The following is an 18,592-nucleotide window of genomic DNA, read 5'->3' as shown; positions in this document are numbered from 1 at the left end:
TGGTCAGCGCGGAGCGACGCGGCTGGTGAGCTGTTGTCGGGCCCGGGTGTTCCTGTGTCCGGGGTCGATTTGCGTTGTGGTTCGGTGTCTTACGTGTCGCCGGTGACTCTGTGATTTGCTGATGTGGTCAGTACGGTGCTGTGGGGCTGGTGAGCTGTTGTCGGGGCCGGGTGTTCCTGTGCCCGGGTCGATTTGCGTTGTGGCTAGCGCATTTATGTTCCCTGCGGCCATGCGATCGCAGACGCGGGTAGCGGCCGATTCGTTGTGTGCCGGTATCGTGCGTGCCGCCGATGTGCTCACTGCCCACGCGCGTGCGAAATCCGCGATATTGCTGAGAATTGGCGCTGTGGCGATAGGAGCACGGATATCGCAGGCGCCCGGCTGTCATCAGACGGTGAGGGCCGCAGATTGCAACGTTGCCCGATAGTTACCGACGGTGGGAAGTCTGCGTGCGCGGTCCATGGCATTGTCGACGCGAATCAGCCACCGGCCCCGAAGGGCCGACTGTCGATGAGAGGGTGCACATGGGTTTGCGCATGTCGGTGTTGCGAGGTCGTCGGGTGTTGCGCCGAGTGGGGGCTGTCGCCGCGACCATGGCGGTCACGGTCGCGCCACTGATCGTCGCGGCTCCGCAGGCGAACGCGGCCGCCACCGTCGAGCGGATCGAGCACACCTCCGCGCAGCAATGGCAGATGTATGTTCGTTCGCCCGCGATGAACCGGACCATCCACCTCGACGTGCTGGTACCGGCGAACCAGTCGGCATCCCGGCCGACCCTGCTGCTACTGGACGGAAACGGGGCATCGGAATCCCAGCCCGCGAGCACTTGGACGCTGCGCGGTGGCGCGAAGGAGTTCTTCGCCGACAAGCCGGTCAATGTGGTGATGCCGGTCGGCGGCGGGGGAACCTACTACACCGACTGGATGAAGGATGACCCGAAACTGGGGCATCAGAAATGGGAAACCTTCCTCACCTCGGAACTGCCGCCGTTGATCGACCGTGAGCTGAAAGGCAACGGGGTCTACGCCGTGGGCGGACTTTCGATGGGAGCGGGAGCGGCTGCCATTCTGGCCGTGCGGCACCCCGACATGTTCCGAGCCCTGGCAGCCTTCAGCGGTTGTTACTCCACCGACGGTGTCGGGCAATTATCGGTACGCCCCGTGGTCGAATCCAAGGGCGGAAACCCGGACAACATGTGGGGCACCGCGGGCAACCCGGAGTGGGCGGCGCACGATCCGAGCAAACACCTCGACGCGCTGCGCGGCAAACCGGTCCACCTATACGTCGGCACCGGTGTGCCCGGTCCCGACGATGCCCCGTTCGACGACAGTTGGTCGTGGCCCAACGACCCGATCCGGGCGAACGAGATCGAACAGATCTCGCATGACTGCACTCTCGCCATCTCGCCCGCCATGAAACTGTTCGGCGCCGACCTCTCCATCGACTACGCCGCGGTCGGCGTCCACTCATGGCCGTACTGGAAGACTGCATTGCCCAAATCCTGGCCAGCCCTCAAAGCGGGCCTCGGCGTATAAGAGGGCCCCGGTCACAGTGTCGCCGCGTGTGACGATCTGAACAGTCGCCACCAGAACGGGCTTTCGCGCACTGAGTGAGTCGTTCGGCGTCCGCGAACGCCGGCCACATGGCGGAGCTGGCACGCACGACGGCCGGTGCGCGGCGTCGCGGTCCCGGATCGGCTATCGGCCGTCGCGCACCTTTTATCGCGCCGCGCGGTGATCGGCCGGGCAAATCGGTGCGCGGCGCAAGAGATCGTGCACGGCGTCGCGGAGGACGAGCGGGACATCGGCGGCGGGAATAGGGCGGGTGTGGGCTGGGTTACACAAGCTGGCTGTGGTTTGTCAGCGGCGGAATCCGGTGCGACGGCGGGAGATTCGATGAGTATGCGAGCCATTTGGAATGGCACGGTGTTGGCCGAGAGCGACGACACCGTGGTGGTCGAGGGTAATCACTACTTTCCGGCGGGAGCGCTGAAGACGGAGTACTTCCGGGACAGCGATACCCATACCGTGTGCGGGTGGAAGGGGCTCGCGTCGTATTACACGGTCGAGGTCGAGGGTGCGAAGAATCCGGATGCCGCCTGGTTCTACCCGGATCCGAAGCCGGAGGCCGAGCAGGTGCGTGACCGGGTCGCGTTCTGGAAGGGCGTCGACGTCGTCGAGGTGTAGTGCATTCGGGGAGTCGGCGCGCGGCGGTGGCGGGTTCCGGGTAAGAACGATGGCATGCGACATCCGGCCAGTCCGATCCTCAATGCGCTGACCTTCATGCCCGATCGCCAGGTCGTGCAGACGCCGTCGATCCTCGAGATGGACTACACCGAGTTGTCCATCCGCACGACCGATGGCGAGACGCTGCAGGGTTGGTGGCTGCCCGCTACACGCTCGATCGGGCACGTCCTGTTCGCACACGGTAATGCGGGCAATATCGGCGACCGGGTGCCGATCTACTCGTTGCTCACCCAAATCGGTTTGGACGTACTGACTTTCGACTACCGCGGTTACGGGCGCAGCACCGGGCGGCCCACCGAGTACGGCACCTATCTCGACGCCCACGCGGCCCGCGGGGTCCTATTGGAACAGCCGGGCGTCGACCCGGATCGTGTGGTCTACCTGGGCAAATCGCTCGGCGGCGGCGTGCTGCTCGAACTCGCGATCGAGCATCCACCCACTGGGCTCATTCTGATGTCCACCTTTACCGGGCTGCGTGACGCGGCCCGCTCGGTATATCCCTTCCTGCCCAGCCCGTTCGTCCCGGACGCCTATCCGAGCCTGCGCCGCATCAGCAAGCTGCGCGCACCGGTGTTGATCATGCACGGCGACCAGGACGAACTCCTGCCACTGCGGCATGCCGAGCGGTTGTATGCGGCGGCACCCGAGCCGAAGCGACTTGTGGTCTTTCCCGGCGGGCATCACAACGATCTGATCATGTCGACCGGAGTCGACTGGCAGGATTTGATCCGTTCCTGGGCGGGTGGACTGCTGACCCCGTGATTGCGCTGATGCGTAGCCTGGCGATATGAGTGATTTGGGTGAGATCACCGCGCGCCTCGCAGCACTGTCCGATGACGAACTGTTGGCGGTGCTCGGCGCTGCCACCGCGGGGCGACCTCGGCTCTCGTGGGTGCACACCGCGGTCGTGGAGGCAACCGGCCTCGGTAATACCAGCTCCGAAGCCACTGTGAGTCCCGCCACTGTGACACCGCGACCGCATGACGAACAGTCGGGCGCCGGAGCATCCGGGCAGGTCGGAGGCATTTCTCCGGTACCCGCGGTACCGGTACCGCCGACCGGTATCCCGGCCGGCTCCGAGGTGGGCGGATATTCGTCCGGCGGCGTACCTACTTTTGAGTCAGTTCGCGATAAGGTCGAGCAGCGCTTCGGCACCGCGCAGGGGATGGGCGAACTCGACCGGCAGACTCCTGCGGGCCGCAGCGCCGACGAACAATGGGACGCGCGCGAGAAGGCGGCGCGCGAGCGTCTGGCACAGATACGGAAATCGTTGCACGGCAACGACGTCGACTCGAACGATCCGTAAGCTGACCGAGCGCGACGGACTACGAATGTGATGGTGGTATTCGATGAGCGAGCCGCGTGAGATCGCCGAACGGCTACTCGATGCCCAAGTGGAGTTCCTGCTGGCCGAGGTGAGCGGCGAACGTTTCACCGAGGTCGTCGTACGGGACGTGGAATCGGTGCTCGGGGTGGCCGACACCCTGATCTTCCGCGACGTCGTCGGCATCGATGATGCCAAGGAGACGGTCCGCAGTGTCATCGACCTGATCGGCGGTAGTCCGGTCATCGCGGATATGGTCGGGGTATTCGCCGACTCGATCTACGACCATATCGCCGCGAACAACGAATACACACTGGGCCAGGTGGTCGACCGCGAACCGGTCGAGGCGCTGCTGGAGAAGATCTTCGGCATGCACCAGGCGCAGGAGCGCATCCTGGAGCGGCTGACCGAGAGCCCGCTGGTCGCCACCGTCGCCTCCAAGTTCGTGGATAAGCTCATCTCCGATTTCATGGAGGCCAATAAGCAGTTCGCGGGCAAGATTCCCGGTGTCTCATCGCTGATCTCCATGGGACAGTCGGCGGCCAAGACCGCCAAGAAGGCCACCGAGAGCACCTTCATCGGCGATATGGCGGGCAAGGGTGCGGTATTCGCGCTCAAGCGCACCAACAATGCCATTCGGGAGATGTTGCGCGACGCTCCGGTGCACGATGCCGCGATGGAGTTCTGGGATCTGCACGCCGACGAGCCGGTGAGCGGTCTGCGGGACTATCTGACCCAGAAGGATCTCAACGAACTGGTGCTGCTCTGTTACGAGATCGCGGTGACCACCAGGGAGAAGGAGTACTTCGGGCTGCTCGTGGACGAGTGCGTGGATGTCTTCTTCACCAAGTACGGGGATTACACGCTGGCCGCGATGCTGCCGGAACTCGGTCTGTCCGGCGACGATATCGCCAAGGAGATCCTGCGGTATGGTCCCGCCGTCATCGACGGTGCGAAGCGCAATGGCGTGCTGGGCAAGCTGATTCGCGAGCGGCTGGCGCCGTTCTACACCTCGGATGTGGTGCTCGGAATCCTCGGCGAGGTCAAGAGCTGAGTCCTCAGCGTGCGAAATGATCGCCGTTGCGGACCTCTTCGACTGTGCGCTCGATCATTTCGCGCAGCGTCGCGGTGACGCGCTGCCGATCGGTGGGCTTAACGATCACGGTGCGACTGCCGAAACTGACGTAGCGGCCGTCATTGTCGAAATCGGTGATCTGGAAGTCCTTGCGGCCCTTGGTATGCCGATTGTCCACACTGCCGAGCGGATACACCCCGACGTGCACGGTGGCGGTCGTCGGGCGACGGAAGAATTTGTCGAACTCCTCGCGCACCGTCGGACGCCAGGCGTCGCGCACCACGGGCGGCGGCTTCTCCAACTCCTCGATCGGAACCCGCATCGGTTTCCCCTGTCCCGGACGGGATTCCGGTAATACATCGACCACGGCGGGGGCCAGATCATCGGCCGCTAGGAACAGCAGGTCCACATCCCCGCCGTGCTCGTGTTCGGAGCCCGGTTCCTGCATAGCCAGTGCGCCGTGCTGGAAATGCACGCCGCCGTGCGCACGGATCTTGCGCTCGTTGCGCGGACCGCGGAACCCCGCCACCTCCACCCGCGCCTCCGGCGCCAGCAGCACCTCGACGGCGCGCACCAGATCCTCGTCCAGTTGTGGCACCACCACCTGGGCCGCGGCCCGACGCAGCCGATCCGAATCCTCCTGGAAGACCTCGGTGGAACGATGTCGCAGCGGATAGGGAAGCACATCCCGTCCGGTCGATTCCCAGAGCACTCGGAATTCGAGCGCGGTAAAACGCCACCGCCGCGCGGTTGTCATGCGGTCTTCCTGTCTGCCGGTGCTCATTCGCCGATGACCGGCGGGACCGTCTTCGGCGCATTGGCGAGCCCGGTGAGTTCTTCGCCGTTCTGCTGGTTGATCAAGTAGTCGGGGATGGCTTTGCTGGACTCGTCTTCGTCCTTGCCGCCGCGATTGCCGGGGGAGCCCATGCCGGACATGCCATTGCGACCCGTGGTGGCAGCGGTCGTTGTGGCCGCGGCGGTGGGCGTGGCGGTGCCGGTCGGTGTGCCGGTGACGGTTCGGCCCGGGGACTGGGCGGTCGAACCGGGGCTGCCGCTCGGGCTGCCCGAGTGGGTCGGTGAACCCGTGCCGGTCGGTGTTGTCGTCGACGACGGGTTGGTCGCGGTGATGTCCGGCTTGGTCGTGGTCGGGTCGGTGCTGGTGGTGCTGGGCGTCGTCGAACCATCCGTCGACTGGGTACTCGACGGATCGGTGGTCGGACTCTCCTCGGTGTTCGTGGGTTCTTGTTTCGGCTGGCTGCCGCCGGGGCTGTAACCCGGCCCGGTGTTGGGGGTTTCGCCCGGCTTCGCGGTCGGGTTATCGGGTTTCGGGATGACCGGAACGTTGGTGTCGGTCTCCTCGATGACCGGCGCGTACACGGTCCTCAGCACGCGCACCGCTTCTGCATGCGCGGTGCTCTCGGCCTCGTCGTTGTCGCGCCAACCGCGGCCCGCGATCCAATGCCTGGCGTTCTCGACATTCGACCGGAGCTCAGGAGCATGCGGCACAAGGGCTTTCGTCGGCTCCAGACCGGTATTCAGTTCGGCGACCTTACTGCCGGTGAGCTTGGCGGCGTTGGCGAGTTGCACGGCCTGGTTGCTGTAGTCACTCACCGCCTTGGCTACGGCATTGCGCGACGCACCTTTCCAGATGCTTTCGTCGGTCGCGCGCTTCATCGCCGCATTGAAGGTATTCAACGAGGTCTCAGCGCGTTTGCCGATCTCATTCCATGCCGTCGCGAGATTGTCGACGGCGGTGAGATCGATCTTGTCGACCTTTTCGCGCAGTTGCGAGGTGGACGGGGTGTCGAAGTCGTCGCGAGATTTGACCGAACGCGGTCGGAACTCGCCCTGAAAGCCGATGCCATTTGCGGTGCTGCGGACGCCGTCGCGCTGCTGATTGAATTCGGTCTGCACTGCGGCGGGGTCGACGCCCGGTTTGCGTTCGTCGCCGGCGATCCAGTCGGTGAGGCTTTCCAGCATTGCGGAGCCGAGATCGCCTGCGCTCCAGTTGAACATGCCGAATCCCATGGTGTCAGCCGCCTAGTGATTCGGTGTTGGTGTTGAAGTTGACGGAGTTGGTGACGTCCTGGCCGGTAATGCGTTTGATGGAGAGGGCCATGATTTGGCCCATGTCTTTGACGACCTCGATGTGGTCCAGGATGATCTTGTCGATCGAATTGTCCTCGCCGGTGGCTTGGCCCTTGAACATTTTGACGAGGTCATTGGCCATGTTGAAATCGCCGAAGCCGGAGACTCTTTGCGCCGCCTGCGCCTGAATCAGCATGTCCTGAAGATCGCTGAGTCGTTGGTCGCAAGCCGTAAGGCATTGCCGCGCTGCTTCCTCGCTATCCAAGTACAGTTCGCCGGACCGTGCTTGATCGGCAAATCGCGTCCATTGCGCGACATCGGATTGGCTCATTTACTGTCCTCCCCCTCGGAGTTACTTCGGTAGCACCGGCACTATGGCCTCACCGGCCTGCTGCAGCAGGCCGCATGGTGGCGCGGGGTGGTCGAGCACCGGATTGTTGATCAGAGTGACCTCGAAGATGCCCTGGGACGCAGGAAAGACAACATCGCACATCAGGTCATGGGACGCACCTTCGACACGGAACTGACGGCCCTGCCGTCCGGCGATCGTCACATCCTGGAACTCGACATTTCCCTGCTTCTGTTCGATCTCCTGCACAGTTCGGGCGCTGGAGAAGACTCCGAGGGAGTACTTCGAACCCTTCCAGTTGCAGATCTCCCACCCGGATTGGTGCACGCCGGCCACGCCACTCTCTTTGGCGGAGGGGTTCACGCCCGCCGCCGTCAGCGCGCTATCCGGGATTCCGATGCACGGATCGAACAACTTCACAGGAGCAGCGCTCGTTCCGCTGCTCGGCGTCGCGTCTCCACTCTTCGAGCTCCCACACGCGACCAACCCCGGCAGCACAGCCGCCGCGAGCAGCATCAACTTCAATCGGTGCGCCATCCCCACCCTCTCGACCTGCGGCTATCCGGAGATCATGACCATATCAAACGATATGCGGGGCATTGCTGGTCGCGATGGGAAGTGGGAGCGAAGGATTCGGCCGGAAGCGTGCACAGTGAATCCTCGGCGCAGCTGTCTGCGACGGACGTCACGTCACACCGTCCGGCGATGCGGTGTGAGCGGATCGACACCGCGGAAACGGTGCATTACCAGCATGTATACAAATGTGCCCTGTGTCCGTTTTGTCCGGTTTTCGCGTTGACAGCGACATACCCCTGGAGCAGGCTGCTGCGTGACTTTCCGTGCGTTCGCGGTGGGGCTGTCACGGCTTGGCAATCGGAGGAGCAGGGTGGTGCGTTTACGTCAACGGTCGGAAAAGTCCGCGGATATGACCGCCGATCCCGGAAGTGAACGCCAGGTTGCCGGGAACAGAATAGTGCGATCACGCACGATCAGGGGGCAATTGGCCCGAATCCTTGTCGTCTCATTGGTTTTGGTGTTGGCGCTGCTCGGTGTGACTGTCGCCCGGGAGGTCGAGGTCTTCCGCGACAGCGGTGACACAGTGCACGCGGTCTCGCTCGCACTGGTCGTACAGGATCTGGTGCAGGAGGCGCAGCGCGAGCGCGGGCTCAGCAATGGCCTGCTCGGCGGCGATATCCGCCTGGTGCAGGCGGTGGCAGACCAGCGGGTCGAAACGAATCGGGCGCTGGCCGCACTCGAGGAGGCGGCGGCCGGCAACGCGCCGGGCGCCGCCCAAGTACGTTCGGCGATAAGCCAATTCGACGCGATCGACACGATCCGGACGCAGATCGATGCCCGCCGTACCAGTAGGCAGGCCGCCTTTCAGTTCTATACCGACGGAATCTCCGCGCTGAATCGTCTGACGCTCGGGCTCGATCAGGCGCGCGACGCCGAGGTTCGGCACGGCCTCGAGGCACTGTACGCGCTCGGTGAGGCCAAGGAACAGACAGCCAAAGAGCGCGGATTCCTCAATGGCGTCTTCGCCGCCGATGAGTTCCGCAATGGCGAGTATGTCGAATTCCTCGATATCCGCGCCGCCAAGATGGCCGGTCTGACCGCCTTCGCGCGCGACGCGACCGCGGCACAGCAGGCCCAGCTCGATACGGCGCTGCGCAGTGAGAATGCCGTCAAGGCAGGCGAATCGGAGCGGATCGCGATCGCGTCGAGCACCGGTCCGCTGGTGCGCTCGGTGGATCCGAGCACCTGGTGGGCGCAGATGACGGCGGTCATCGACGAGCAGCGCAAGGTGCAGCAGACGGTCGGTGATGATGTGCAGCGGCGCGCGGAGGCGCTGCGCAGGGATGCGTTCCTGACACTCGGCGGCTTCCTGCTCGCGGCGCTGATCGCGATTGCCGCCGAGATGGCGCTGGTCTTCACCAGTGTGCGCGCCATCGTGCGTCCACTCGCCGAGTTGGCCGCGCAGGCGGATGATGTCGCAAATCACCGGCTGCCCGGGGTGATCGCGGCCTGGCGGGAATCCGATGACACCCAACCGGATCCGCCCGCGCCGGTGCGCACACCGCGCGGCGCGAGTGTCGAAATCGCCGCAGTGGCAGGGGCATTGGATGGTGTGCAGACCACGGCCTTCGAATTGGCTTCGGAACAGGCGCTGGTCCGCCGCAATACCACCGAATCGATGGCGAATCTGGCGCGGCGCAACCAGAATCTGGTTCGCCGTCAGCTCGGCCTGATCAGTGAATTCGAACGCGAGGAACTCGATCCCAAGGCGCTGTCCAATCTGTTCGAGCTCGATCACCTCGCTACCCGCATGCGGCGCAATGCCGAAAGTCTGCTGGTGCTGGTGGGTGCGGGGAGCCCACGGCGCTGGGCCGAGCCGATCGCGCTCACCGATGTGATTCGCGCCGGGTTGTCGGAGGTCGACGACTATCGCAGGGTGGTGCTGCGGCGAGTGGACGATATCGCCATCACCGGCGCGGTGGTCAGCGATCTCGCGCATATGCTCGCCGAGCTGATCGAGAACGGATTGGCCTTCTCCCCACCGGATATGGAGGTGGAGATCTACGGGCGCAAGCTGCCTACCGGCTATCTGCTCGCGGTGGTGGATCACGGTGTCGGCATGCCGGTGGCACAGTTGGACGAGGCGAATTCCCGGCTGCGCGGCGAGACCGATTTCGTTGTCGCCCCGACGCGCTATCTGGGGCATTACGTGGTCGGCCGGTTGGCACGGCGGCTCGGGATCGAGGTCGAGTTGAATGTGTCGCCGGTGAGCGGAATCGCCGCGCGGCTGCTGTTGCCCGCGGGAATCATTGCGGGAGAGAAGGATCGGCGCGCACCTGCGGCAGGGGAGCGGCGCGAGACGGCTCCGGGGTCTGGCGCAGTGGTGCCGGGTGCGCAAGGGCATATCGAGCCGGCGGGCGTTCTTGTCGGTGAATCAAGTGGATCTCTTGCGGGCGAAGCTGTTACGGCGAGGTCGGTGCTCGGGGCGCCGAGGCATGGTGCACCGGTCACCGGTGCTCCGCTCAACGGTGGCGGTGCTCCGATCACTGGTGCTCCGCTCAACGGTGCTCCGACCGGTGGTGGTCCGGTAAATGGGGCTCTGACTCGCGGTACTCCGGTAGATGGCGCTTCGACTGGTGGCGGTCCGGCAAATGGTGTCCCGATCGGCGGTAGCGGTGCTCGGATCAGTGGTGCTCCGGTCGATGGTGGCGATGCTGCAGCCGACGATGGCGGTGCTCCGGTCGGCGGAGATCCGATCGGTGGCGGTCCGGTAAATGGGGCGTTGACCCGCGGTACTCCGGTAAATGGGGCTTCGATCGGCGGTGCCCCGATCAACGGCACCCCGGCGCCAACCCATGATGTGCGTATGACCGGCGGGCCCGACCTCGACGGCGCTGGGCCTCGGCCGTCGAGGTCCGGTGGACCCGCGCATTCACGACCGGGATTCGCGTCGCCGACACCGGCGCCGTTCGCTTACTTCCTTTCCACGCCGGACGGTTCCGCCGACGCCGAACTCGAACCCGAGCGCCAAAAGCGCGTGTCCACTGGGAGCGGGGCCGATGGAGCCGTACCAATCGGCGATATGGCCGCGTCCGAGGTGACGGGACTGCCCGAGGGCAATGGAACCGTGCACGATGGTGCCAACCGGCCCCTGACCGGGCTGCCCGGACTCAATGGATCCGATCACCCGACCGATGGCACACCCATGACCGCGCAGCCGCGGCCCGCCGGATCTTCGGTGAGCGATTCGCTGTGGCAGATACCCGAAACGGCGTCAGCGGCACCGGAATCCGATGCGGCTCCGATCGGCGTGCAGCGGACCAGGAACGGATTGGTCAAGCGAAACAAGCGGGCACGTACCGCCGGAAGTGACAGCGCGCCAAGGCTTCTCACCCCGGCTCCGCCCAGCGCTCCGGTCGTGGAGCGCTCACCGGCCGAAATCCGCAGCATGCTCTCGTCGTTCCGTGCCGGACACGAGCGTGGAACACCCGCCCCGCCGCGAGCGGAGCCAGCCGAAAATATCCCGCGCGTCACGGATTTGGCGCAAACCTCGGCTTCACCCACCACCGCAGAGGAGATTCGGTGACTACCCACATACAGACTGCGGACCCGCATACCTTCAACTGGATGCTGGCCAATTTCGTCCGCAACACCGACGGCGTCCGCGACACCGTCGCCGTTTCCTCCGACGGTCTGCTCATCGCCATGTCCGAGGGGCTGGACCGCACGGGCGCGGATCGACTCGCCGCCATGGTCTCGGGCCTGTCGAGCCTGGCCCGAAGTGCTTCGCGCAGTTACGCGTTCGACGGGCTGAAGCTGATCATGATCGAGATGAAGCGCGGCTTCCTGCTGGTCTCGGCACTCGGTGACGGCAGCTGCCTCGGGGTCATCGCCGACGGTGGTTGCGATGTCGGTCTCGTCGGGTACGAGATGGCGGTGCTGGCCGAACGCGCCGGTGCGCTGCTCGACCCTGCGCTCATCTCGGAATTGCGAGAGTCGTTGCGCAGATGAGAGATCCATACCGGCCGCGGTTGCCGGACCCGCGGATGATCCCGGTGAATCAATCTTTCGGCCGGCTCGTGGCGAACCGGTCGCCGAAAGACAGTCCGGATGAGCAGGTCCTCGACGACCGATTCGTGCGCCCGTTCGTCGTGACGGCGGGACGCACTACGCCAGTGATCGACGGGCTGCGCATCGAAACACTGGTGCGGGCAACGCCTGCCGCGCTGTCCGCGCCGCTGCACTTCGAACAGCGCACCGTCGTTCGGCTGTGCCAGCAGCCGCATTCCATTGCCGAAATCGGGACGGCGCTGCACGTTCCGGTGGGCGTCGCGAAGGTGATCGTCAGCGATCTCGCGGCCGCCGGGCATGTTTCGGTCCGGGACGCCCCCGAACTTTCCACCGCAGCCATCGAGAGGATCAGGGACCTTGTACGGGCACTCTGAATATCGGACACCAGAGGTCGAGCGGCCCATGCCCTCGTCGGTCAAGATCGTGATCAGCGGCGGATTCGGTGTCGGCAAAACAACATTCATCGGTGCGATCTCCGAAATCGAACCACTGGTGACCGAGGCGGCGATGACCGAGGTCGCCATCGGCGTCGACGATCCGGGGCGGCGCGCGGACAAGACCCAGACCACCGTCGCCCTGGACTTCGGCCGCATCACCCTCGACAGCTCGCTGATCCTCTACCTGTTCGGCACCCCCGGCCAGGACCGCTTCGTCTTCCTGTGGGACGACCTGGTCGACGGCGCGCTCGGCGCAGTGATCGTGGTGGATACCGGCCGGGTCGAGGACTGCTACCCGGTGCTCGACTACTTCGAAGAGCACAACACGCCATTCGTGGTGGTGGTCAACCGTTTCGAACAGGGCGAGCACTTCGAACTCGACGAGGTCCGCGAGGCACTGGAGCTCGACGAGTGGATCCCCGTCCTGGAATGTGATGCGCGAGAACGCGGCTCGGTAAGGGACGTGCTCGTGGCACTGCTCGAACAGGTCCTGGTCCAGCGCCTGTCCGCACCGCCCCTGCAAGCCCGCGAGGTCGTCTGACTCGTAGGGCGAATAGCTTCCTCGACTACGACGCGATTCTGCTGGACTGCGCGCTGATCGTGGGTGCGGGCGGTGTCGTCACCCGGGATCTGTCGTCCCGGGTGTTCGCGGCGGGCAACCCCCGGCGCGGGTGCCGCGCCCTGGTGCCAGCCGAAGCGATAGATATTGAGCGAGATCGCAGATTCTCGCGAAATCACCGATGAATTCCGGACGCACTCGCCGTCTTCGCTGGTGATCCCGTCGACACAAGGAGATATCAATGAGCAACGGCAAGGATTTCACTCTCACCCACGTCGCCATCTTGGTCGGCGATCAGGACAAGGCACTGGAGTTCTACCGCGATGTCATCGGCTTCGAGGTCCGCCAGGATATGCCGTTTCCGGGCGGTCGCTGGCTGACTGTCGGACCGGCATCGCAGCCGGGTATCGAATTCATCCTGGAGAACCCGGAGATGAACCCGAACGAGGCCGCCCGCGAGGCCGCCAGGGGCCGGCTCGCCAGCGGTGCGCAGGGGACCCTGATCTTCACCACCGAGGCCGTCGACGACACCTTCGCCCGGCTGCGCGACGCTGGTGTCGATGTCGATCAGGAACCGATCACCCAGCCGTACGGCGTCCGCGACTGCGGTTTCCGCGATCCGTGGGGTAACCATTTGCGGTTCTCCCAGGTGCTCGGCTGATTCGCCGCACTCGCCGGTGCCGAGGCTCGGTGGCATCGGCGAGAACCGCCCGAGGCGAATGTCACCGCCAATGGTGTGGCACCGGGCACTAGGGTCGAATTATGACCCAAGCGCGGATCGAGACGGAACAGGATGCGACCCGGCCACTGCGCGATGACATCCGCTTCCTCGGCGGCGTCCTCGGCGACACCATTCGCGATCACGAGGGCCCCGAGGTCTTCGACCTGATCGAGCGGGTGCGGATCGAGGCGTTCCGGGTGCGGCGCGAGGAGGTCGAGCGCAGCGCGGTGGCGGAAATGCTGGACGGCGTCGAGATCGCGGTCGCGCTGCCGCTGATCCGCGCGTTCACCTATTTCGTGCTGCTGGCCAATCTGGCCGAGGATATCCAGCGCGATAGGCGGCGCGCGGCGCATGAGGCGGCGGGGGAGCCGCCGCAGGATTCCTCGCTCGCGGCGACCTACCGCAAGCTCGACGCCGCGGCCCTGGACGGTGCCGAGGTCGCCGATCTGCTCGCCGACGCCCTGGTATCGCCGGTGATCACCGCACATCCGACCGAAACCCGGCGCCGCACCGTCTTCGATGTGCAGACCCGCATTACCGAGTTGATGCGATTGCGGCAGCGCTATACCGAAACCGAGCGGGCACGTGCGGATCTGGAGCTGCGGATCCGCCGCCAGGTGCTCTCGCTGTGGCGCACCGCGCTGATTCGATTGCAGCGCTTGCGGATTCAGGACGAGATCTCGGTCGGACTGCGCTACTACGACATCACGCTGTTCGACGTTATTCCGGCGATCAACGCGGAAGTTCGGGCGGCGCTGCGGTCCCGGTGGCCGGGTGCGGAATTGCTGCCGCGGCCGATCCTGCGCCCCGGATCGTGGATCGGTGGCGATCGTGACGGAAATCCTTACGTGACAGCGGATGTCGTGCGTCAGGCAGCGTCGCAAGCGTCGGCGGTGGCGTTCGGACGGTACCTGCACGAGCTGGTGGAGCTGGAGAAGTCACTGTCGCAATCGGCGCGGCTGGTGCTGGTGACACCGGAGGTGGCCGCACTGGCCGAGGCCGGTTATCCCGATCCCTCGTCACATTCCGATGAGCCGTATCGCCGTGCGCTGCACCGGATTCGGGCGCGCCTGTCGGCATCGGCGCTTGCCACGCTGGGCGAATTACCCGCGGACGGACTGGATATGGGTGCACCGGCCTACCCGACCCCGCAAGCGGTACTCGACGATCTGGACGCCGTGGACGTCTCGATGCGGGCCAGCGGTGACGGTCTGCTCGCCGACGACCGGCTGGCCGCACTGCGATATGCCGTCGAGACATTCGGATTTCACCTGCAGGGCTTGGATATGCGCCAGAACTCGGAGGTGCACGAACAGGTCGTCACCGAGCTGCTGGCGTGGGCGGGTGTACATCAGGACTACGCGAGTCTGGCCGAGGCGGAGCGGGTGGAACTGCTCGCCGCCGAGTTGCGTACCCGTCGTCCGCTGCTCGGCCCGCATGCACGGCTCGGTGAACTCGCTGCCAAGGAGCTCGATATCGTCCGTGCCGCACGGGATGTCGTCGTCACCTTCGGCGTCGAGGCGGTGCCGAACTACATCATCAGCATGTGCACCTCGGTCAGCGACATGCTGGAGGCGGCGCTGCTGTTGAAGGAGGGCGGGCTGCTCGATCCCGGTGAGCCCGATGGGCCGCCGAGCTGCCCGGTGAATATCGTGCCGTTGTTCGAGACCATCGAGGATCTGGGCGCCGGTGCGGCGACCCTGTCCGCGGTGCTGGATGTCCCGGTGTATCGAGAGTTGGTGGCTGCCAAGGGAATGCGGCAGGAGGTCATGCTCGGATACTCCGATTCCAACAAGGACGGTGGGTATCTGGCCGCCAATTGGGCGCTCTACCGGGCGGAGCTGGATCTGGTCGAGGTGGCGCGCAAGACCGGAATTCGCCTGCGGCTCTTCCACGGTCGCGGCGGCACGGTCGGTCGCGGTGGCGGGCGCAGCTATGACGCCATTCTCGCCCAGCCCGTCGGCGCTGTGCGGGGCTCGCTGCGGTTGACCGAGCAGGGTGAGGTGATCGCGGCCAAATACGCGGAATCCGGTGCGGCGCATCGCAATCTGGAGTCGTTGATCGCGGGCACCCTGGAGTCGACGTTGCTCGATGTGGAGGGGCTCGGCCCCGATGCCGAGCCGTCCTATGACCTCATGGACGATCTGGCGGCGCGCGCCCGTGCGGCCTATGCGCGGCTGGTGCACGAAACACCGGGATTCGTCGAGTATTTCCGGCAGTCCACGCCGGTCGCCGAGGTCGGCGATCTGAATATCGGCAGTCGTCCCGCCTCCCGCAAGCCGACGAATTCGGTGAACGATCTGCGGGCCATTCCGTGGGTGATGTCGTGGAGTCAGGCCCGCGTCATGCTGCCGGGCTGGTACGGGACCGGTGCGGCGCTGGAGGAGTGGGTCGGCGGCGACCCCAACCGCTTGGCGATTCTGTCGGACCTCTATCGCCGCTGGCCGTTCTTCCGGACGGTGCTGTCGAATCTGGCCCAGGTCATGGCCAAGAGCGACTTGGATATCGCGGCCAGATACGCCGAACTCGTCGATGATGTGGCCTTGCGTGAGCACATCTTCGGGATGATCCGCGACGAGCACGCTCGCACCATCCGCATGCACGCCGCGATCACCGGCAATGATCACCTGCTCGCCGACAACCCGTCACTGGCGGAATCGATCCACAACCGCTTCCCGTACCTGGAGCCGCTGAACCAGATGCAGGTCGAGTTGCTGCGCCGGCTGCGGGCGGGCGACGATTCCGAACTCGTCAAACGCGGCATCCTGCTGACCATGAACGGACTCGCCACCGCGCTGCGCAACTCCGGCTAGTTACGCCGACACGATGGCGACCGCATCGATCTCGACCAGCATTTCCTCCCGCGGCAGGCCGGTGAATACCGTTGTGCGGCTCGGCAATACGTCACCGGTGGTGTTGGTGGTGACGAACTCGCCGTAGGCCTCGTTCATGACGGCGAAGTCCTCGCGCTTGGTCAGGTAGACGCGCAGCATCACCACATCATCGAAGGTGGCGCCGCTCGCTTCGACGATCGCCTTGACATTCTGCAGCGTCCGAATCGTCTGGGCGGCAACGTCGCCGGGGAAGAGGTATTCATTTGTCGCCGGGTCGACCGGCCCCTGCCCCGAGACCTGCACGAACGGGCCCTTGCGCACGCCCTGGGAGAAGGTGTGCGCGGGTGCGGGGGCGTCGTTGGTGCGGACGGCGATCTTCTCACTCATGAGTGGCCTTTCAGTGGGGTGCGGCCGGGAGTCCAGCCGAGTTCGGCGGAAATGGCATCGGCCGCCGCGCAAACCCGCGGCAGTTCGGCCAACACCTGGTCGTGGTCGAGCAGCATGTCCGGCACCGACATCGAGACCGCGGCGACCACGGTCCCGGTGCCATTGCGCACCGGGACGCCGATGCAGTTGACGAAGCTCTCGTGTTCCTCGTGGTCTTCCGCATAGCCCTGTGTCGCAACGAGTTCCAGCTCTTCCAGATAGCGCTGCGGGGTGCGGATGGTGCGGTCGGTGAACTTGCGGTAGTCGAGGCGCTCGGCGATCGCGCGCCATTCCGTGCGCGGCTGTGCGGCGACGAGCACCTTCCCGACCGCTGTGCAGTGCAGCGGGGCGGGTCGACCGATGCGGGAATACATTCGCACGCTCTGGATCGCATCGAATTTGTCGATGTAGATGGCGTCACCGGATTCGTAGGTGGCGAGGTGAATCGTCTGTCCGGTAGCGGAATTCAGTGCGCTCAGGTGCGGGCGGGCGAGGGTGCGAACATCACGCTGTTCCAAGGCGCGGTTGGCGAGTTCGAAAATCCGGGAGCCGAGGACGTATTGGTGCTGGCTGTCATGGGTGACGAAGCGCTGCGATTCCATGGTCTGCAGCAGCCGCAGCACCGTCGACTTGTGCACGCCGAGTTCACCGGCCAGCTGATCGAGCGAGCGCGTATCCTCCCCGAGCGACAGCAGGATGGTCAACGCGCGCAACAAACTCTGGCTCATGACTTCGCCTCGCAGGCGCTCGGCTTCGTCATCGCCATGGGCGCTGTGCCTTCGGTTCGCTCGCTCATGAGGCCACATTCTCTGCTACGACATCTCTGCTGTAGTGCACGCGCCCCCAGGCGGACTCGTCGAGTGCCGCCAATGCCGCCAGCGCACCGGGTGAAGGCAATTCCGCGACATCACCGGTGCCGGTCAGCGCGGCGGCGGCACACAGATGCCCGAAGCGCAGCCGCTGCTCCAGCGGGCGTCCATGCAGCAGGGCGGCCAGATATCCGCCCGCGAAGCCGTCACCGGCACCGATCCGCTCGGTGATCTCCAGTTCCAGCGCGGGCACTTCGACGCGCTCGGTTCCGGAGAATCCGGTCACCGAATGCTCATTGTTCTTGACCACCAAGTGTTCCGGCTCGGGGAACAGTGCCCGCAATCGGTCGGCATCGTCGGTGCCGAAGACCGCATCCGCCTCGTCGGCGCCGAGGAACACCACATCGCAGCCGCGTACATGACGAGCCAGCACCTCGGCTGCCTGCTCGACGCGCCCCGCCCACAGCGCCGGACGGTAATTCAGATCGAAGCTGACCAGCATGCCTCGGCGGGGAAGTGCGACAAGGGATTCCGTGAGGCGGGTCGCGGATTCCGAGAGCGCGGTGGTTATTCCGGTGAAGTGCACGAGGTCGGCGCGTTCGAGCAGTCCGGCCGCCGCCGTCAGATCGGCGGTGGACAGCGCGCTGGCGGCGGAGCCGGTGCGGTAGTACAGCATGCGGCTGGCTCCATCGGCCAGATCGGTCGCCTTGCCCGAGCCGCTGCCGCGCTCCTTCACATAGATGGCGGTGGGGCGTGCGGGATCGATGACAACCGCCGACACATCCACGCCGCGTGCCACGAGGTGTCCGGTGAGATACCGGCCGAATCCGTCATCGCCGACTCGGGAAATCCACGCGGCGTCCACATCGAGCTGAGTGAGCACGGTGGCCACATTCGCCTCGGCGCCGCCCGCGGTTCGCTCGAAGTTCTCCGAGTCCTCCAGCGGACCGGGGCGCGCCACCAGCACGGCGAGCCCCTCACCGATGGTCACCGCCCGCGGGCGGAGCGACGTAGTAGGCCACGTCACATCGATCTCCCTTCTGCCCTTGCGGCCACCGGCCATCCAGTGCAGAATAACCACACAAAACACGATGTGCAACAAGCGTTGCAAAATATGCAATGCCTGAGCGATATGAT

General features: G+C 65.2%; 18 protein-coding genes. 11 read left to right on the top strand and 7 right to left on the bottom strand.

Annotated features, from left to right (window positions below; genetic code table 11):
• Nucleotides 1-536: 536 nt before the first annotated feature.
• From ACQPYR_RS30450 to ACQPYR_RS30430, 5 genes are all read left to right on the top strand, one after another.
• Complete coding sequence (locus ACQPYR_RS30450) at nucleotides 537-1,535, top strand: alpha/beta hydrolase (protein ID WP_433622349.1); 999 nt, start codon at nucleotides 537-539, stop codon at nucleotides 1,533-1,535.
• 360 nt (nucleotides 1,536-1,895) lie between these two features.
• Nucleotides 1,896-2,186 carry a DUF427 domain-containing protein gene (locus tag ACQPYR_RS30445; RefSeq protein WP_433622348.1) on the top strand — a complete coding sequence of 97 codons (291 nt, stop codon included), beginning with the start codon at nucleotides 1,896-1,898 and terminating at the stop codon, nucleotides 2,184-2,186.
• A 54-nt stretch (nucleotides 2,187-2,240) separates the two neighbouring features.
• On the top strand, nucleotides 2,241-3,008 hold the full coding sequence (locus ACQPYR_RS30440; RefSeq protein WP_433622347.1) for an alpha/beta hydrolase: 768 nt from the start codon (nucleotides 2,241-2,243) through the stop codon (nucleotides 3,006-3,008).
• Between the two features lie 25 nt (nucleotides 3,009-3,033).
• On the top strand, nucleotides 3,034-3,552 hold the full coding sequence (locus ACQPYR_RS30435) for a PspA/IM30 family protein (protein ID WP_433622346.1): 519 nt from the start codon (nucleotides 3,034-3,036) through the stop codon (nucleotides 3,550-3,552).
• 43 nt (nucleotides 3,553-3,595) lie between these two features.
• Nucleotides 3,596-4,624, top strand: a complete 1,029-nt coding sequence (locus ACQPYR_RS30430) for a hypothetical protein (protein WP_433622345.1) — start codon at nucleotides 3,596-3,598, stop codon at nucleotides 4,622-4,624.
• 4 nt (nucleotides 4,625-4,628) lie between these two features.
• Here ACQPYR_RS30430 and ACQPYR_RS30425 read toward each other — a convergent pair whose 3' ends face one another.
• The 4 genes from ACQPYR_RS30425 to ACQPYR_RS30410 are packed head-to-tail and all read right to left on the bottom strand — an operon-like array spanning nucleotide 4,629 to nucleotide 7,598.
• Entirely contained in the window at nucleotides 4,629-5,402 is a 774-nt protein-coding gene (locus ACQPYR_RS30425) for an ESX secretion-associated protein EspG (protein ID WP_433622344.1), read from the bottom strand.
• 23 nt (nucleotides 5,403-5,425) lie between these two features.
• On the bottom strand, nucleotides 5,426-6,661 hold the full coding sequence (locus tag ACQPYR_RS30420; RefSeq protein WP_433622343.1) for a hypothetical protein: 1,236 nt from the start codon (nucleotides 6,659-6,661) through the stop codon (nucleotides 5,426-5,428).
• 16 nt (nucleotides 6,662-6,677) lie between these two features.
• Nucleotides 6,678-7,064 (bottom strand): hypothetical protein, encoded by a 387-nt coding sequence (locus ACQPYR_RS30415; RefSeq protein ID WP_433521765.1) that lies wholly within the window; start codon nucleotides 7,062-7,064, stop codon nucleotides 6,678-6,680.
• 21 nt (nucleotides 7,065-7,085) lie between these two features.
• Nucleotides 7,086-7,598 (bottom strand): DUF3558 domain-containing protein, encoded by a 513-nt coding sequence (locus ACQPYR_RS30410; protein ID WP_433635286.1) that lies wholly within the window; start codon nucleotides 7,596-7,598, stop codon nucleotides 7,086-7,088.
• Between the two features lie 457 nt (nucleotides 7,599-8,055).
• Here ACQPYR_RS30410 and ACQPYR_RS30405 point away from each other — a divergent pair, with 457 nt between their 5' ends.
• The 6 genes from ACQPYR_RS30405 to ppc all read left to right on the top strand — a co-directional run bounded on the left by ACQPYR_RS30405 (nucleotide 8,056) and on the right by ppc (nucleotide 16,199).
• Nucleotides 8,056-11,184, top strand: coding sequence for a nitrate- and nitrite sensing domain-containing protein (locus ACQPYR_RS30405; RefSeq protein ID WP_433622342.1), 3,129 nt, complete (start codon nucleotides 8,056-8,058; stop codon nucleotides 11,182-11,184).
• Complete coding sequence (locus ACQPYR_RS30400) at nucleotides 11,181-11,609, top strand: roadblock/LC7 domain-containing protein (protein WP_433193204.1); 429 nt, start codon at nucleotides 11,181-11,183, stop codon at nucleotides 11,607-11,609. Before ACQPYR_RS30405 ends, ACQPYR_RS30400 begins: the two co-directional genes overlap by 4 nt.
• 35 nt (nucleotides 11,610-11,644) lie before the next feature.
• On the top strand, nucleotides 11,645-12,043 hold the full coding sequence (locus ACQPYR_RS30395) for a DUF742 domain-containing protein (protein ID WP_433635285.1): 399 nt from the start codon (nucleotides 11,645-11,647) through the stop codon (nucleotides 12,041-12,043).
• 28 nt (nucleotides 12,044-12,071) lie between these two features.
• A complete protein-coding gene (locus tag ACQPYR_RS30390; RefSeq protein WP_433622341.1) occupies nucleotides 12,072-12,647 on the top strand; it encodes a GTP-binding protein in 576 nt (191 codons plus the stop codon).
• 259 nt (nucleotides 12,648-12,906) lie between these two features.
• Nucleotides 12,907-13,326, top strand: a complete 420-nt coding sequence (locus ACQPYR_RS30385; RefSeq protein ID WP_433622340.1) for a VOC family protein — start codon at nucleotides 12,907-12,909, stop codon at nucleotides 13,324-13,326.
• Nucleotides 13,327-13,427: 101 nt separating this feature from the next.
• A complete protein-coding gene (gene ppc, locus ACQPYR_RS30380) occupies nucleotides 13,428-16,199 on the top strand; it encodes a phosphoenolpyruvate carboxylase (RefSeq protein ID WP_433622339.1) in 2,772 nt (923 codons plus the stop codon).
• On the opposite strand, the gene ACQPYR_RS30375 is transcribed toward ppc, so the two are convergent.
• From ACQPYR_RS30375 to ACQPYR_RS30365, 3 genes are all read right to left on the bottom strand, one after another.
• Complete coding sequence (locus ACQPYR_RS30375; protein WP_433622338.1) at nucleotides 16,200-16,607, bottom strand: RidA family protein; 408 nt, start codon at nucleotides 16,605-16,607, stop codon at nucleotides 16,200-16,202.
• Nucleotides 16,604-17,374, bottom strand: a complete 771-nt coding sequence (locus tag ACQPYR_RS30370; RefSeq protein ID WP_433622337.1) for an IclR family transcriptional regulator — start codon at nucleotides 17,372-17,374, stop codon at nucleotides 16,604-16,606. Before ACQPYR_RS30370 ends, ACQPYR_RS30375 begins: the two co-directional genes overlap by 4 nt.
• A 64-nt stretch (nucleotides 17,375-17,438) precedes the next feature.
• Nucleotides 17,439-18,536 (bottom strand): sugar kinase, encoded by a 1,098-nt coding sequence (locus ACQPYR_RS30365; RefSeq protein ID WP_433622336.1) that lies wholly within the window; start codon nucleotides 18,534-18,536, stop codon nucleotides 17,439-17,441.
• Between the last annotated feature and the right edge of the window lie 56 nt (nucleotides 18,537-18,592).

Source organism: Nocardia sp. CA-120079 (assembly GCF_050955745.1).
Classification (GTDB): Bacteria; Actinomycetota; Actinomycetes; order Mycobacteriales; family Mycobacteriaceae; genus Nocardia.
The sequence above is the reverse complement of the archived record's forward strand: the minus strand, read 5'-3'. Positions and strand labels throughout refer to the sequence as shown.

Coding starts and splice junctions, on each gene's coding strand:
- ACQPYR_RS30450 (WP_433622349.1), top strand. CDS start 537: ATGTCGGTGTTGCGAGGTCGTCGGGTGTTGCGCCGAGTGGGGGCTGTC.
- ACQPYR_RS30445 (WP_433622348.1), top strand. CDS start 1,896: ATGAGTATGCGAGCCATTTGGAATGGCACGGTGTTGGCCGAGAGCGAC.
- ACQPYR_RS30440 (WP_433622347.1), top strand. CDS start 2,241: ATGCGACATCCGGCCAGTCCGATCCTCAATGCGCTGACCTTCATGCCC.
- ACQPYR_RS30435 (WP_433622346.1), top strand. CDS start 3,034: ATGAGTGATTTGGGTGAGATCACCGCGCGCCTCGCAGCACTGTCCGAT.
- ACQPYR_RS30430 (WP_433622345.1), top strand. CDS start 3,596: ATGAGCGAGCCGCGTGAGATCGCCGAACGGCTACTCGATGCCCAAGTG.
- ACQPYR_RS30425 (WP_433622344.1), bottom strand. CDS start 5,402: ATGACAACCGCGCGGCGGTGGCGTTTTACCGCGCTCGAATTCCGAGTG.
- ACQPYR_RS30420 (WP_433622343.1), bottom strand. CDS start 6,661: ATGTTCAACTGGAGCGCAGGCGATCTCGGCTCCGCAATGCTGGAAAGC.
- ACQPYR_RS30415 (WP_433521765.1), bottom strand. CDS start 7,064: ATGAGCCAATCCGATGTCGCGCAATGGACGCGATTTGCCGATCAAGCA.
- ACQPYR_RS30410 (WP_433635286.1), bottom strand. CDS start 7,598: ATGCTGCTCGCGGCGGCTGTGCTGCCGGGGTTGGTCGCGTGTGGGAGC.
- ACQPYR_RS30395 (WP_433635285.1), top strand. CDS start 11,645: ATGATCCCGGTGAATCAATCTTTCGGCCGGCTCGTGGCGAACCGGTCG.
- ACQPYR_RS30390 (WP_433622341.1), top strand. CDS start 12,072: ATGCCCTCGTCGGTCAAGATCGTGATCAGCGGCGGATTCGGTGTCGGC.
- ACQPYR_RS30385 (WP_433622340.1), top strand. CDS start 12,907: ATGAGCAACGGCAAGGATTTCACTCTCACCCACGTCGCCATCTTGGTC.
- ppc (WP_433622339.1), top strand. CDS start 13,428: ATGACCCAAGCGCGGATCGAGACGGAACAGGATGCGACCCGGCCACTG.
- ACQPYR_RS30375 (WP_433622338.1), bottom strand. CDS start 16,607: ATGAGTGAGAAGATCGCCGTCCGCACCAACGACGCCCCCGCACCCGCG.
- ACQPYR_RS30370 (WP_433622337.1), bottom strand. CDS start 17,374: ATGAGCCAGAGTTTGTTGCGCGCGTTGACCATCCTGCTGTCGCTCGGG.